Origin of the sequence: Pseudomonas sp. JV414 (assembly GCF_032424305.1) — a bacterium.
In the GTDB taxonomy this organism is placed as follows: Bacteria; Pseudomonadota; Gammaproteobacteria; order Pseudomonadales; family Pseudomonadaceae; genus Aquipseudomonas; species Aquipseudomonas lini.
On the sequence record NZ_VYKC01000004.1, the window covers coordinates 46,847 to 62,301 of the forward strand.

The 15,455-nt window shown below is 59.7% G+C and carries 14 protein-coding genes; 11 read left to right on the forward strand and 3 right to left on the reverse strand.

The genetic code is table 11. From position 1 onward, the window contains the following. Positions 1-4: 4 nt before the first annotated feature. The 8 genes from F6R97_RS07350 to F6R97_RS07385 all read left to right on the forward strand — a co-directional run bounded on the left by F6R97_RS07350 (position 5) and on the right by F6R97_RS07385 (position 9,423). Positions 5-1,807 (forward strand): acyclic terpene utilization AtuA family protein, encoded by a 1,803-nt coding sequence (locus F6R97_RS07350; RefSeq protein WP_315866325.1) that lies wholly within the window; start codon positions 5-7, stop codon positions 1,805-1,807. Between the two features lie 12 nt (positions 1,808-1,819). Further along, the gene (locus F6R97_RS07355) at positions 1,820-2,734 is read left to right on the forward strand and encodes an SDR family oxidoreductase (RefSeq protein ID WP_038982264.1); all 915 of its coding nucleotides are present in this window, start codon (positions 1,820-1,822) and stop codon (positions 2,732-2,734) included. Positions 2,735-2,736: 2 nt separating this feature from the next. Further along, a complete protein-coding gene (atuC, locus tag F6R97_RS07360) occupies positions 2,737-4,353 on the forward strand; it encodes a geranyl-CoA carboxylase subunit beta (protein ID WP_315866326.1) in 1,617 nt (538 codons plus the stop codon). 68 nt (positions 4,354-4,421) lie between these two features. Further along, positions 4,422-5,579, forward strand: a complete 1,158-nt coding sequence (gene atuD, locus F6R97_RS07365) for a citronellyl-CoA dehydrogenase (protein WP_315866327.1) — start codon at positions 4,422-4,424, stop codon at positions 5,577-5,579. Next, positions 5,576-6,373, forward strand: coding sequence for an enoyl-CoA hydratase/isomerase family protein (locus tag F6R97_RS07370; protein WP_038982261.1), 798 nt, complete (start codon positions 5,576-5,578; stop codon positions 6,371-6,373). Before atuD ends, F6R97_RS07370 begins: the two co-directional genes overlap by 4 nt. Before the next feature lie 109 nt (positions 6,374-6,482). Then, positions 6,483-8,444, forward strand: coding sequence for an acetyl/propionyl/methylcrotonyl-CoA carboxylase subunit alpha (locus F6R97_RS07375; RefSeq protein WP_038982260.1), 1,962 nt, complete (start codon positions 6,483-6,485; stop codon positions 8,442-8,444). A gap of 71 nt (positions 8,445-8,515) precedes the next feature. Continuing rightward, positions 8,516-9,064 (forward strand): exonuclease domain-containing protein, encoded by a 549-nt coding sequence (locus F6R97_RS07380; protein ID WP_038982259.1) that lies wholly within the window; start codon positions 8,516-8,518, stop codon positions 9,062-9,064. A gap of 74 nt (positions 9,065-9,138) precedes the next feature. Next, on the forward strand, positions 9,139-9,423 hold the full coding sequence (locus F6R97_RS07385) for a pyrimidine/purine nucleoside phosphorylase (protein ID WP_007895072.1): 285 nt from the start codon (positions 9,139-9,141) through the stop codon (positions 9,421-9,423). A gap of 73 nt (positions 9,424-9,496) precedes the next feature. Here the strand turns inward: F6R97_RS07385 and F6R97_RS07390 are convergent, their stop codons facing one another. Both F6R97_RS07390 and F6R97_RS07395 read right to left on the reverse strand, forming a co-directional pair. Further along, positions 9,497-10,300, reverse strand: coding sequence for an MOSC domain-containing protein (locus F6R97_RS07390; RefSeq protein ID WP_048397541.1), 804 nt, complete (start codon positions 10,298-10,300; stop codon positions 9,497-9,499). Between the two features lie 266 nt (positions 10,301-10,566). Next, on the reverse strand, positions 10,567-11,502 hold the full coding sequence (locus tag F6R97_RS07395; RefSeq protein ID WP_038982257.1) for a chemotaxis protein CheV: 936 nt from the start codon (positions 11,500-11,502) through the stop codon (positions 10,567-10,569). Between the two features lie 463 nt (positions 11,503-11,965). On the opposite strand from F6R97_RS07395, the gene F6R97_RS07400 reads away from it, so the two are divergent. The 3 genes from F6R97_RS07400 (at position 11,966) to F6R97_RS07410 (ending at position 14,462) form a co-directional block, all read left to right on the forward strand. Next, complete coding sequence (locus F6R97_RS07400) at positions 11,966-12,436, forward strand: hypothetical protein (protein ID WP_038982256.1); 471 nt, start codon at positions 11,966-11,968, stop codon at positions 12,434-12,436. Positions 12,437-12,912: 476 nt separating this feature from the next. After that, positions 12,913-13,806 (forward strand): sensor histidine kinase, encoded by an 894-nt coding sequence (locus F6R97_RS07405; RefSeq protein ID WP_038982255.1) that lies wholly within the window; start codon positions 12,913-12,915, stop codon positions 13,804-13,806. After that, positions 13,803-14,462 carry a response regulator transcription factor gene (locus F6R97_RS07410; protein WP_038982254.1) on the forward strand — a complete coding sequence of 220 codons (660 nt, stop codon included), beginning with the start codon at positions 13,803-13,805 and terminating at the stop codon, positions 14,460-14,462. The genes F6R97_RS07405 and F6R97_RS07410 overlap by 4 nt, the downstream gene beginning before the upstream one ends. On the opposite strand, the gene yegS is transcribed toward F6R97_RS07410, so the two are convergent. Beyond that, complete coding sequence (yegS, locus tag F6R97_RS07415) at positions 14,446-15,363, reverse strand: lipid kinase YegS (protein ID WP_315866328.1); 918 nt, start codon at positions 15,361-15,363, stop codon at positions 14,446-14,448. The two genes, F6R97_RS07410 and yegS, sit on opposite strands and share 17 nt — an antisense overlap. Positions 15,364-15,455: the final 92 nt, after the last annotated feature.

Here is a 15,455-nt window from a genome sequence, read left to right on the forward strand (position 1 = left end):
GGTTATGGAATTGACTGCGCCTAAAACAATCCGCATCGGTTGCGCCAGCGCATTCTGGGGCGACACCTCGACCGCCGCCGAGCAACTGGTGGAAGGCGGGCGGCTGGACTACCTGGTGTTCGATTATCTGGCCGAGATCACGATGTCGATCATGGCCGGGGCGCGGATGAAAGATCCGGCGGCCGGCTACGCCAGCGACTTCATAGAAGTGCTCAGTCCCCTCCTCAACCAGCTCGCGGAACAGAAGATCCGCGTCATCAGCAATGCCGGTGGCGTCAATCCACAGGCTTGCGCCGCTGCCCTGCAAGCCGCCTGCAACAAGGCCGGAGTGGCGCTGAAGATCGCCGTGCTGTCGGGCGACGATTTGCAACCGCAGTTCAAACGCCTGAGCAGTCTTGGCCTCCATGAGATGTTCAATGGCACGCCCCTGCCACCGATGTGCGTCTCGACCAACGCCTACCTCGGCGCGCCGGGCATCGTCGAAGCCCTGCGCCTGGGCGCCGACATTGTGATTACCGGGCGCGTGGTCGACAGCGCCGTGGTCAGCGCCGCGCTGGTGCATGAGTTCGGCTGGTCGTGGCACGACTACGACAAACTCGCCCAGGCGGCATTGGCCGGGCACCTTATCGAATGTGGTGCCCAGTGCACCGGCGGCAATTTCACCGATTGGCGCGACGTGCCCGATTACGAACACATCGGTTTTCCGATCGTCGAAGTCAGCGCCGACGGCCAGTTTATCGTCAGCAAACCTGAGGGTTCCGGCGGCCTGGTCACGCCCCTGACGGTGGGCGAGCAGATGCTTTATGAAATCGGCGACCCGCAGGCCTATCTGCTGCCCGACGTGGTGTGCGATTTCAGTCAGGTCAAACTCGTGCAACAAGGCAAAAACGCAGTTCAGGTGCATGGCGCAAAAGGCTTGCCGCCGACCGATCACTACAAGGTCAGCGCCACATATCCGGACGGTTTCCGCTGTACCGCCAGCTGTCTGATCGCCGGGATCGATGCCGTGGCCAAGGCCCGACGGGTCAGCCAGGCGATCATCAACAAGACCTCGGAAATCTTCAGCCAGCGCGGCTGGGCGCCCTACAGCGAAGTGAACATCGAACTGCTGGGCAGCGAAGCCACTTATGGCCCTCATGGCCAGCGCCAGGACAGCCGTGAAGTGGTGATCAAACTCGCCGTGCGCCACCCAAGCAAACAGGCCTTGATTCTGTTTTCCAGGGAAATCGCCCAGGCCGCCACCGGCATGGCGCCGGGGTTGACCGGGATTGTCGGCGGGCGGCCGACGGTGTACCCGCTGATCCGGCTGTTTTCATTCCTGATCGACAAAACGGCCTGCACCCTGGAAATCGACCTCGCCGATGAGCGCCACCCGTGCGCCCTGCCCGCCCTCGATGTACTCGACCCGGATGACTTGCCACTACCGTTCGATCCGCCCCAACCCACAGAACGCGCTGACGCCAGCGTGGCCCTGATCAAACTCGCCGTGGCGCGCTCCGGCGACAAGGGCAATCACAGCAACATCGGCGTCATGGCCCGCCATCCCGACTACCTGCCGTGGATCGCCGAAGCGCTGACCCCGGAAGTGATTGTCGACTGGATGAGCCATGTCCTCGACCCGATCCACGGGCGTGTCGAACGCTGGTATTTACCCGGCACTCAGAGCTTTAATTTTCTTCTGGAGAACGCACTCGGTGGCGGTGGCGTGGCCAGCCTGCGGATCGATCCACAAGGCAAGGCGTTCGCCCAACAACTGCTGGAGATCCAGATTCCGGTGCCGCAGCGCATCGCCGATCAGGTCAACTAGAGGACCGTCGCCATGGCTTATGACTCGATTTACAAACCCGACCTGTTCGCTGGCCAAAACATCATCGTCACCGGTGGCGGCAGCGGCATCGGTCGTTGCACTGCCCATGAGCTCGCAGCCCTCGGCGCGCATGTGCTGCTGGTGGGGCGAAATGTCGAGAAACTGAAAAAGGTCGCCGCCGAAATCACCGAAGACGGGGGTAAAGCCAGTTGGCAGGTCTGCGATATCCGCGATGAAGACGCCGTCACGCAACTGGTCAGCGAATTGATCCGCAAACACGGGCCGATTCATGGGCTGGTCAACAATGCTGGCGGGCAGTACCCCTCGCCCTTGGCGTCGATCAATCAGAAAGGTTTCGAAACCATCCTGCGCACCAACCTGGTGGGTGGTTTTCTGATGGCCCGGGAGGTGTTCAATCAGTCCATGAGCAAGCACGGCGGCGCCATCGTCAACATGCTCGCCGACATGTGGGGCGGCATGCCCGGCATGGGCCACTCGGGCGCGGCGCGCTCGGGCATGGACAACTTCACCAAGACCGCCGCGTTTGAATGGGGCTATGCCGGCGTGCGGGTCAACGCCGTCGCGCCGGGCTGGGTCGCCTCCAGCGGCATGGATACCTACGAAGGTGCGTTCCGGGCCGTGATCCCGACCCTGTGCGAACACGTGCCGCTCAAACGCATCGGCACCGAATCGGAAATCAGCGCGGCGATTGTTTTCCTGCTCAGCCCGGCAGCCGCTTTTGTCAGCGGCAGCACGTTGCGCATCGATGGCGCCGCCAGCCTCGGCGGGCGGGCGTGGCCGATGCACAAGGCGCAGAACAGTCATTCGTACAACGGCTTTCACCGCGCCTATTTACCCGAAGTACTCAGACCCGACGTGCCCAAACCAGACGCGTCCAATCCAGACGAGCTCAAGGACAAGGAATAACCATGCCGGTCATCCAGTCCCAGGTAGATCCGTTCAGCGAACCGTTCGCCCGTAACCGGACGGCCATGCTGGCCAGCATCGAGCAAATCCGTCAACTCGAACAGAACCTGCTGAGCAAAGCCGCCGAAGCCAAGCCCAGGTTCGACAAGCGCGGGCAATTGCTGCCCCGGGAGCGACTCAACCTGCTGCTCGACCCCGGCGCGCCGTTCCTCGAGCTGGCGAGCCTGGCCGGCTACAAGTTGCACGACGACAAGGACGGCAGCTCGGCCGGTGGCGGTTTGATCGCCGGAATCGGTTACGTGTCCGGCGTGCGGGTATTGGTGGTGGCGAACAACAGCGCGATCAAGGGCGGAACCATTTCCCCCAGCGGTTTGAAAAAGTCCCTGCGCCTGCAACAGATCGCCATGGAAAACAAACTGCCGGTAATCACCCTCGCGGAAAGCGGAGGCGCCAACCTCAATTACGCGGCGGAGATTTTCGTCGAAGGCGCGCGCAGCTTTGCCAATCAGGCGCGGATGTCGGCCATGGGCTTGCCGCAAATCACCGTGGTCCATGGCTCGGCCACGGCGGGCGGTGCTTATCAGCCGGGGTTGTCGGATTACGTGGTGGTGGTGCGCGGCAAGGCCAAGCTGTTTCTCGCCGGGCCGCCGCTGCTCAAGGCCGCCACCGGTGAAGTCGCTACCGACGAAGAACTGGGCGGCGCCGAAATGCACGCGCAAACCGCTGGCACCGCCGAATACCTGGCCGAGAACGATGCCGATGGCGTGCGCCAGGTGCGCGAGATCATGAGCCTGTTGCCGTGGAACGATCAGCTGCCATGGTTACCCGAACGTCAGTGGGAAGAACCGCTCTACCCCATCGACGAACTGCTGGGTCTGATCCCGGATGACCCGAAAAAACCCTACGACGTGCGCGAAATCATCGCCCGGATTGCCGACGCTTCGAACTTCCTCGAATTCAAGGGCGAGTTCGACCAGCAAACAATCTGCGGGCACGTGCAGATTCAGGGTCGAGCCTGCGGCTTCATCGGCAACAACGGCCCGATTACGCCCAAAGGTGCGAGCAAGGCTGCACAGTTCATTCAGCTCTGCGACCAGAGCCAGACGCCCCTGCTGTTTTTCCACAACACCACCGGTTTCATGGTCGGCACCGAGTCGGAACAACAAGGGGTGATCAAGCACGGCGCCAAAATGATTCAAGCGGTGGCCAATGCCCGAGTGCCCAAACTGACGATCGTCGTCGGCGGTTCCTACGGCGCCGGCAACTACGCGATGTGCGGCCGTGGCCTCGACCCGCGCTTCATCTTCGCCTGGCCCAACAGCCGCACCGCGGTGATGGGTGGCGCCCAGGCCGGCAAAGTATTGCGGATCGTCACCGAAGCCAAACAGCTCAAGGACGGGTTGGTGCCCGACCCGAAAATGCTCGACATGCTGGAACAGGTCACCGCGCAGAAACTCGACAGCCAGTCCACCGCGCTGTATGGCAGCGCCAATCTGTGGGACGACGGGCTGATCGATCCGCGGGACACCCGCACATTGCTCGGGTATTTGCTGGATATCTGTCATGAGGCTGAAGTTCGTTCGCTGCAATCCAACAGTTTCGGCGTAGCCCGTTTTTGATGACGCAGAGCGTCTAAGGCTGCATTCCCACGCAGAGCGTGGGAACGATCACAGGAGAACAATAAAAAATGATCTTCACCCAGGAACACGAAGCACTGCGCCGCACCGTCCGCCAATTCGTCGATCACGAGATCAATCCTCATGTCGATGAATGGGAAAAGGCCGGGCGCTTTCCGATCCATGAGATCTTTCGCAAGGCCGGCGACCTCGGTCTGCTGGGGATTTCCAAACCGGAAAAATTCGGCGGCATGGGGCTCGATTACAGCTATTCGATTGTGGCCGCCGAAGAGTTCGGCACCATTCATTGCGGCGGCATTCCGATGTCCATCGGTGTGCAGACCGACATGTGCACCCCGGCCCTGGCGCGATTCGGTTCCGATGAGTTGCGTGAAGAGTTCCTGCGCCCGGCGATCACCGGCGAGCAGGTCGGCTGTATCGGCGTCTCCGAAGTCGGCGCCGGCTCCGATGTAGCAGGTTTGAAAACCACCGCCCGCAAGGACGGCGACGACTACGTGATCAACGGCAGCAAGATGTGGATCACCAACTCGCCGAGCGCCGACTTCATCTGCCTGCTGGCCAACACTTCGGACGAAAAGCCGCACATCAACAAGTCGCTGATCATGGTGCCGATGAACAGCCCCGGCATCAGCCTCAGCTCGCACCTGGATAAGCTCGGCATGCGCAGCTCGGAAACCGCCCAGGTGTTTTTCGACAACGTGCGCGTGCCGCAACGCAACCGCATCGGCCACGAAGGCGCGGGGTTCATGATGCAGATGCTGCAGTTCCAGGAAGAACGTCTGTTCGGCGCGGCGAACATGATCAAAGGCCTGGAATATTGCGTCGACAGCACCATCGAGTACTGCAAGGAGCGCAAAACCTTCGGCAATGCGCTGATCGACAATCAGGTCATCCATTTCCGCCTCGCCGAACTGCAAACCGAAATCGAATGCCTGCGGGCGCTGGTCTACCAAGCCACCGAGCAATACATCAAAGGCCAGGACGTTACCCGTCTGGCATCCATGGCCAAACTCAAGGCCGGGCGACTGGGGCGGGAAGTCAGCGACAGTTGCCTGCAATATTGGGGCGGCATGGGCTTCATGTGGGACAACCCGGTGGCCCGGGCTTACCGCGACGTGCGGCTGGTGTCGATCGGCGGCGGTGCCGACGAAATCATGCTGGGGATCATCTGCAAACTCATGGGCATCCTGCCGGGGAAAAAGAAATGAACAGCCTTCCCGTTTGCCAGACCCTGTTGCTCGAACGGCACAACGGCGTCCTGCACATCACTCTCAATCGCCCCGACTGTCGCAACGCCATGAGCCTGCAAATGGTCGCCGAATTGCGCGCGGTGCTGGCGGCGGTGCGGGATGACCGGCAGGTTCGCGCGTTGGTGATCGGCGGTGCCGGTGGGCATTTTTGTGCCGGTGCCGACATCAAGGACATGGCCAATGCCCGCGCTCAAGGCGCGAGCGCCTACCGCGAATTGAACCGTGCGTTCGGCGCCTTGCTGGAAGAAGCTCAGCACGCGCCGCAAGTGGTCATCACGGTGCTGCAAGGCGCGGTGCTTGGCGGTGGTTTCGGCCTGGCCTGCGTCAGTGATATCGCCATGGCCGATCATCAGGCGCAATTCGGCCTGCCGGAAACCAGCCTCGGCCTGTTGCCGGCGCAGATCGCGCCATTCGTGGTGCAGCGCATCGGCCTGACCCAGGCCCGCCGACTGGCCCTGACCGCCGCACGGTTCGATGGCACCCAGGCACGGCGGATGGGGCTGGTGCATTTTGTCGAGCATGACCCGCAAGCCTTGGCCGAGCGCCTCGATGAAGTGCTGGCCCATGTGTTGTGCTGCGCCCCTGGGGCCAATGCGGCGACCAAAAAACTCTTGCTGGCGAGTGCGGTGCAACTCTCGGATGGCCTGCTGGATCAGGCAGCGGAATGGTTCAGTGAAGCGGTGACCGGGGATGAAGGGGTCGAGGGGACGATGGCTTTTGTGCAAAAGCGAAAACCGGGTTGGGCTTCTTAAAAGCTTCGCGAGCAAGCCCGCTCCCACAGGGGAATGCATTTCAAATGTGGGAGCGGGCTTGCTCGCGAAGAGGCCCTGAATGACACCGCAAAACTCAAGGAAAGCCCCCATGCCCGCCTTCAGCAAAATCCTGATCGCCAACCGCGGTGAAATCGCCTGCCGCATCCAGCGCACCGCGCAAGCGCTGGGCTACCGCACCGTCGCCGTGTTCAGCGATGCCGACGCCGATGCATTGCATGTACAGATCGCCGACCAAGCCGTGAACATCGGCCCGGCTCCGGTGCAGCAGTCTTACCTGAACATCCCGGCAATCATCGACGCCGCCCGGCGCACCGGTGCCGATGCGATCCACCCCGGTTACGGCTTTCTCTCGGAAAACGCAGAGTTCGCCCGCGCCTGCCAACAGGCCGGCATCATCTTCATCGGCCCGAGCCCCGAGGCCATCGAGCTGATGGGCAGCAAACGTCTGTCGAAACTCGCCATGATCAAAGCCGGCGTGCCCTGCATCAAAGGCTATCAGGGCAGCGAACAGGACGACGCGACCCTGAGCCGCGAAGCCGAACGCATCGGCTACCCACTGATGATCAAGGCCAGTGCCGGCGGTGGCGGTCGTGGCATGCGCCTGGTGCACAGCGCTGGAGCATTGCTGGAGCAACTCCGTACCGCACGCTCCGAGGCGCTACATGGATTTGGCAGCGACGAACTGATCCTCGAGCAAGCCTTGATCGACCCGCGTCACATCGAGGTTCAGGTGTTCGGCGATCAGCACGGCAACCTGATCTATCTCGGCGAGCGCGACTGTTCGATCCAGCGCCGTCACCAGAAAATCATCGAAGAAGCGCCCTGCCCGGTAATGACCACCGAGCTGCGCCAAGCCATGGGCGAAGCTGCGCTCAAGGCGGGGCGCGCGGTGAATTATGTCGGTGCTGGCACTGTGGAGTTCCTGCTGGATGCTCGCGGGCAGTTTTACTTTCTGGAGATGAACACCCGGCTGCAGGTGGAACATCCGGTGACAGAGCTGATCACCGGCCTCGATCTGGTGGCCTGGCAGCTTCACGTCGCCGAAGGACTGCCACTGCCGTTGCGACAAGAACAGGTACAACTCAACGGGCACGCCATGGAGGTGCGCCTGTACGCCGAAGATCCAGCCCAGGGATTTCTGCCGCAAACCGGGCGAATCGCAGCCTGGAAACCTGCGTTGCAGGGCAGCGTGCGGATCGACCATGGCCTGATCGAAGGCCAGTCTGTCAGCCCGTTCTATGACCCGCTGCTGGGTAAGCTCATCGCCCACGGCGCCAGCCGCGAAGAAGCCCGGCGCAAGTTGCTGCGGGCGGTACAGGACAGCGTGCTGCTGGGGGTGCAGAACAATCAGCGCTTGCTCGCCAGTCTGCTGGAACATCCGCAGTTCATCAGCGGCGAGTTCAGCACCGGGTTCATCCCCACCTGCTTCGCCGATCATCCGTGCCTGCATCCCCACGTGCCGAGCGCCGAAGAACTGGCCATCGCCGCGGCGCTGTTTTATCAAGCGTCGGCACAGGCTCACCGCGCCCCGCTGGCCGGTTGGCGCAACAACGCCAGCGTGCCTTTGCACTACCGAATCGGCCTGGAGGATCAGGATTGGCCGGTGGAATTGAACGCTGAACCTGGCAAACCCTACCGTGTTCAGGTTCGCACTCGCGCCCTCGAACTGAAGGTCATCGGATGCGACGGACGCTGGGCCACCCTGGAAATCGACGGCATTCGCCAACGCCATGCCTATCGCCTCGAAGCCGGGCACCTGTGGTTGTTCACGCGCCCCGGCAGCTTGCGACTGGTCGATCGGACCCAGGCGCTGGTCAGCGGCCAGGCCAGTGTCAGTTCCGGCACGCTCAAGGCGCCGATGGACGGGGCAATCGTCGATGTACTGGTCAGTGAGGGCAGCCCGGTCAGCAAAGGTCAGCTGCTGGTGGTGCTTGAAGCAATGAAAATGGAGCATCCGCTCAAATCGGGTATCGACGGGGTACTCAAACGCTTGCAGGTCAGGGTCGGCGATCAGGTCAAAAATCGTCAGATTTTGTTAGAGGTCGAATAAGCCGCTAGGCGGATCCGCCGGGTTTGGCTACGCTCAAGCCCTATCAGGACGCGGATACCAGGAACCCTGCGATGCCTCACTGGTTGGTCATTGATCTGGAAGCCACCACCGATGAGGGTGGCTGGCCAGTAACAGAAATGGAAATCATCGAAATCGGTGCCACCCTCGTGGACCGCAAGGGCCAGGAACTGGATCACTTCCAGTGCTTCGTGCGCCCGTTGCGCCGGCCCTTGCTAACGCCGTTTTGCCGGGAACTGACCCACATCACCCAGGCCAATATCGATGCCGCACAGCCGCTCACCGACATCTGGCCGTTGTTCGAACGCTGGCTCGGCCAACATCACGCGCGCCTGGAAGGCTGGGCCAGTTGGGGCGATTACGACCGTAAACAACTGCTTCAGGACTGGCAGCGCCTGCAACTCGACAGCGCCCTGAGCCGGGTGCCGCACATGAACCTCAAGCAACGCTTCGCCAAGGCTCGTCGGCTCGAGCGCCCGCTGGGGCTCAATGGAGCCTTGCAACTGGCGGGCCTGCAGTTCAACGGTCAGCAGCATCGGGCGCTGGAAGACGCGCGCAATACTGCGCGTTTGTTACCGCTAGTTTTCCCCGCTAATCCTTGAGTGCAGGAGGTGACGCCTATCGACACCTTGTGCATACTGGCCGGCCCTTTTTAGCCCTTTTCGAGGAACCGCCCATGTTTAAAGTCAACGAGTACTTCGACGGCACCGTCAAGTCGATCGCCTTTGGCACCGCTGAAGGTCCAGCGACCATCGGCGTCATGGCGCCGGGCGAATACGAATTCGGCACCAGCCAGCGTGAAATCATGCACGTGGTGTCCGGCGCCCTGACCGTCAAACTGCCTGACAGCGACACTTGGGAAACCTTCGCCGCCGGTAGCCAGTTCAACGTGCCCGCCAACAGCAAGTTCCAGCTGAAAGTGGCCGTCGACACCGCTTACCTGTGCGAATACCGCGGCTAAACCCCCAGGTTTTCACAGTGACAAAAAATGCCCGTGTCCTTGGACGCGGGCATTTTTTCATTTTGAAGGGCTTTTATTCGAGGATCGTCACCGGCATGCCGACTTCAAGCCGGCCATTGCCGTCGTTGACCAGGTTCTGACCGAACATCGCGCCGTCGGCCTCGGCCCGGTATTTCTGCAAGGTCGCCAGCGGTTCACGATCTTCGGTGCGTTCGCCGGTCTGCGGGTCGATAGTGGTCAGAATGCAGCGTGCGCAGGACTTGACCACGCGAAACTCAACATCGCCAATGCGGATGCGCTTCCAGCTATCTTCGGCATACGCTTCACTGCCCTCGATCACCAGATTGGGCCGGAAACGCAACATCTCCAGCGGCCGCCCTACCTTGCTCGACAAGTCTTCCAGCGACGCCTGACCAATCAGCAACAACGGAAAACCGTCGGCAAAAGCTACCTGATCATCGTCCTTGCCATAGCCGGCCTGGGTGGTCCGCGCGCGATCAAGCGGTACTTGCACCAGACGCGTCGGCTTGCCGATGAACTCACTGACCCAGGCACCCGCCGCATCGCCGGCATCGGGAACGCGCAAAGTGTCGCGCCAGAGGGTCACCCCACGCAGATCGGCCTCACCGTCAGGCAACGCAATATCGATCGGTGAATGGTCCGGAGCACTGAGGGTCAAGCCGCCATCGGCATTCCACAACGCCGACAGCTGACTCATTTTCGCGACCGCGCGCTGGGTCAGAAAGCGCCCACTGGCCTCGTCCACCAGCATCCAGCGTCGATCGCCGTCCAGTCCCAGCTTGTCCAGGCCGACCTGATTGAGGGGCTCGCCCTTGCCGGATTTCAACGGAAAACGATAAAGCGCGCTCAGACGCATGGCCAGCTCCCTGGTGGGTAAAAACGCCACCCTATACGAGCTTGATTGCCGAATCAAAGACCCTGTGGCGGGGGGAGCTTGCGCAGAACCTGTGGGAGCGTGGCTTGCCCGCGAAGAACGATGACGCGTAATACCTGAAAAACCGCGGTGCATTCTTCGCGGGCAAGCCACGCTCCCACAGGATTTTCGTCGCTCAACTTACCGGCATTGGGGCTTGGCTGCGCAGCGGCCCGAACACTGCAACTGCGCTTTTTTCCAGATCGTTATCAAGCAGGCACTGCATCGAGCATCAGGCGTTGGCGCACCACGTCGACGAGTTTGTCGGGCTGGAACTTGGAGAGGAAGTTGTCGCAACCGACCTTCTTCACCATCGAGTCGTTGAAGCTGCCCGACAGCGAGGTGTGCAACACGACATAAAGGCCGCGCAAACGGGGGTCGTTACGGATTTCGGTGGTGAGACGATAGCCATCCATCTCCGGCATTTCCGCATCGGTGAAGATCATCAGCAACTTGTCAGTCATGACTTCTCCCGTATCGGCCCAGGCCTTGAGCATGTTCAGCGCCTTCAAGCCATCGCTGGCGATGTGCATCTTCACGCCCAGTTGACCCAAGGTGTCGCGCAATTGCGACAAGGCCACGTTAGAGTCATCCACCAGCAGCACTTCACGGCCTCGAGCGAGCTCCAGCACCGGATCCTCGAGTTTTTCGCGCGATACCTTGGCGTTGTACGGAACGATTTCCGCCAGGACTTTTTCAACATCGATGATTTCCACCAACTGATCATCGACCTTGCTGATGGCGGTCAGGTAATGCTGGCGACCGGCACTGGCCGGCGGCGGCAAAATGGCTTCCCAGTTCATGTTGACGATGCGGTCCACACCCCCCACCAGGAACGCCTGCACCGAGCGGTTGTATTCGGTGACGATAATGGTACTGGTGGGGCTTGGCACCAGCGGACGCATGCCGATGGCCTGGGACAGGTCGATCACTGGCAGTGTCTGGCCACGCAGGTTGACCACGCCGCAGACAAAGGGATGACGTTGCGGCATCAGAGTCAGCTTCGGCAGCTGCAGCACTTCCTGGACTTTGAAAACGTTGATCGCAAACAATTGCCGTCCGGCCAGCCGAAACATGAGAATTTCCAGGCGATTCTCACCCACTAGTTGCGTGCGTTGGTCTACCGTGTCGAGAATGCCGGCCATTAATGACTCCTGGGCTTGTTCTGATGAATTCACTAAAGGGAGTTATCGGCTGTTTTTGCCGGACCTTGACCCCCAGACGAAATGCCACGATCAAGCATTGATGTCACATTAACATCATGCTTTACTGGCTCCGTGATTTTCATCTGCTTCATTCCCTGCGGCGCGACCTCGGTTTGCACGTTAGGTTCCCCTGCGTAAGGGATTCCCCTAGTAACAATCAGGCCCAACCTGATATTCGCAATATCCAATAGCCATTAATGTGACGCCATTCTCATTGCATGAACGGAGTCAGGCTTTTGTGTGCGATCGCAGGTCAGTGGCCATCCACCCTCTCGAGTTCCCCAGCCGGCGCTCAAACCTGCCGGAGTGCGATCTCACGAAGGCTTGCCAGCGCCGGGACGCGTATGGTTCCCGTCGGCACACACGACATTCCCTCATCTGACATGACGTTGTGGAGATAAGCATGCCGAACGACACCAAAGAGTGGGCTCAACGATTTCCAGAGTTTCTCGTCGAGGCCGAAACACTCTTGGCCAAATCCGAGGAATGCCTGAGTCATTTGCAACTGATCAGCAATGACAAGGACGCCATCGATTGCATGCTCAGCACCCTTCTCAAGCTGTCCAGCAAGGCCGATGCCTTGGCACTGGCGACGGTCTCGGAGTTCTCGCTGCATATTCATGGGTTGCTGAGCCACGCGCAGAACCACATGGACCTGCACGATCAAGCGCTGGACGCGCTCAAGGACTGCTTCACATTAATGGCCTGGCAACTCGAACTCATCGATCAGACTACCGGCCAGCTCGGTCTCGATGACAGTGAACAGACCTCGCTGATTGAAGCGTTTGCGTTTCAAGTGGGACACAGTCAGTTTCAGACGCCCCGCCACTCAAGACCGTTCAGGCTCGTTTCGTTCGCGGAACGGCAAGCTTGAAATTACCGCCTCTGGCCGTGTTGCGCTTTTTATTGTCATGAGCTGCCCTATAACCTGGTGCGCTCATGTCGCAACTGAATATTTCTGACCATTCGACGACAGCTCGAAACAAATAGTTATCTCTGTCTCGACTTCAGATAGTGCCTGCCCAATAAAAACAAAGTGCCTGGCAATCAATATCTTCCTACGATAAAACTCGAAAGTTTTTTCCATTATGGAACTATCGTCCAAAAATTATATTAACTGTATTAGAGCTATGTACCGAACGCGACCAACGGTACCTTAAGTGGTATTATGCCGACCATTAGTTGACGTCAATTAATGACAGAGTGACTCCAGACGAGCACATTGAAGGCTGTGTTTCGAGCACTGCACCGCAGCCATTGAAGGCGTCTTCACACAACGATTTCCACACACAGACGCGTCAGCCTTATGGCCGGTCTGCCCGCAGCGAACATCCATTGGCTCCATCCGCTATGTACGCCAGCCTCAAGTCAATTACCCTGTGGCCACCTTCCCGAAAAAACGCGCGCCGGTTTACGCTTTTACTGTGCATCTGCTCGGCGCTTGGCAGCCTGCTGGTCTATAGCTTGTCCATACCTCTGCCGTTGAGTCTGCTGGTGCTCAATAGTGCAGCGCTGACCTGTGTCTGGGTGAGACATTGCCTCTCGCGCAAATCGATAAAGTTTCAACCTCAAGAACTGGCTGACCGCCTACTGGAAGTGCAGGAAAACGAACGCCACCGGCTCAGTCGGGAGCTGCATGATGACATCGGTCAACTGCTGACCGCCGCAAAACTTCAAAGTGAATGGCTCAAACGTCGATTGCCCGAAGAACTGCAGGGTCAGTGTTCGGTACTCAGCGATACGCTGGACGAAACCCTGACCAAGGTTCGTGACGTCTCGGCCATCCTCAATCCGCGGCAACTGGCCAGTCTCGGGCTGGAAGCCAGTCTGCGTGCGCATTTACTCAGGACTCTGGCCAATACCTCCGTGCACTGGAGCCTGGAATGCCATCAACGCTTGACGGGCATACCGGAGGAAATGGCGGTGGCAGCTTTTCGAATCACTCAAGAAGCAATTACCAATATACTGCGTCACGCCGAGGCCAGTAATCTGTTGGTCCGCCTGCAACGCCTGCCCCAGGGCCTGACGTTGTTGATCAGCGACGATGGCCGGGGTTTCGCGCCAGCGGCAGATCCCGCTCGCGAGGGGCAACGGGGAATGGCCGGGATGTCGGAACGGATCGATCAGTTAGGTGGCACACTGACCGTGACCAGCGAACCGGGCAAAGGCACTCAAATAGAAGCACTCTTCCCCTGGGAGCCCCGTGCGCTAGAACGGGCCAGTACGAATAAGGTTATGCATTGACTTGTAACTTACTTCTGGTGGACGACCACTCGCTGATCAGGGCTGGCGTGCGCGCTCTGGTGCTGGATATTCCCGGCTATGCGGTAATCGGGGAGGCCAATGACGGCTCGCAGTTGGTCGAGATGGTCGAGCAGCTATCCCCGGACATCATTCTGCTGGATATTTCCATGAAGGAAACCGATGGCCTTGAAGCCTTGCAGCGACTCAAGCGCGTACGCCCGCAGTGCAAAGTGCTCATCCTGTCGATGCATACCGACCCGGCGCTCATCATGCAGGCACTGGAATCAGGGGCTCATGGCTACCTGCTCAAAGACACCACGGCCACCGAACTCGAACATGCCCTGGATGCCTTGCGCAATAACGAACGCTACCTGAGCCCGGCCATTGCCCATACCGTCATCAACCAGGCGCTGACCCGAACCCAGAAAAATCAGGTACAAACCCAGGACTCGCACAACCTGACGGCACGTCAGCTGGAAATCCTGCGACTGATTGTTCGTGGAAAATCCACCCGGGAAATCGCCAATGGCCTGGGTCTGAGCATCAAGACTGTGGAAACCCACCGTTCGCAAATCATGAAACGCTTGCAGATCTATGATGTGGCCGGCCTGGTGCTGTTCGCCGTGCGCGAGCAAATCATCAGTCTGGACGATTAGCTGGACTCGAGACACTCAATAGCGGCGAGCCCTCGGGCAAATGCACACGCAATGCCGCCGGACGCGCCGAGAAACGCAGACTATCGCCCTCCAGAGGTTCACCATCAAGGTTGATATAAAGGCCCTCCGAGACTTTGATTTCGACCCATGGCAAGCGAGCTCGCACAAACATGTTGTCGATGCCGAAGCCATCGGTCAGCAAATCTTTCAAGGTACCGACCACTTCCTGTGGCGCGGGCAAAATGCTGATATCCAACAGACCATCGTCAGCCAGCGCCTGCGGGCACAACACATGACCACCACCAGCCTGTCGACCATTGCCAATGCCCAATGCCAACAATTCGCCGCTCCAGTGAAAATCCGGCCCCTGCAATTCACCATAGGCCGCATGCAACTCACTGAAGCGCGATAAACCCGTGAAGAGATAAGCGGCGCCTCCAAGAATTTTTTTCAGATCCTCGGAGGTATTGGCCGTGACCTGACTGCCAAAGCCGCCAGTGGCCATGTTCAGGAAAACCTGCCCGCCGACTTCTCCCAGATCAATGGCTCGGGGGGCAGTCTCCAGAAGGTCCAACGCCTGAGCGGGCTCCAGAGGCACACCGGCAGCGCGAGCAAAATCGTTGGCGGTGCCCAAGGGCAAAAGCACCAGACTGGCCTGCGTCGAATGCGCCGCCATGGCTTCGGCAATATCACGCAAAGTCCCATCGCCGCCGCCGGCAATCAGCTGCGTATAGCCTGCCGTCAGCGCTTCCTCCACCAACCGTTGCGCATCGCCGGCCTCCCAGGTCAGTCGAACAGCCAGTTCCCAGCCCTGCTGGCGCTTGCCTTCGACGGCTGCACGGACCTCCTCATTGAGTGCCTGCTTGCCATGCAGAATCAACAGCGCCTTGCGCTCGCTCATTTTTGCCACTCCCATATCCGCAATTCCATAGGATATGTTGACCTCGCAGCCCCTGATAAAAGTCGACAGGATTTCAATTATTTCCAAGGGAA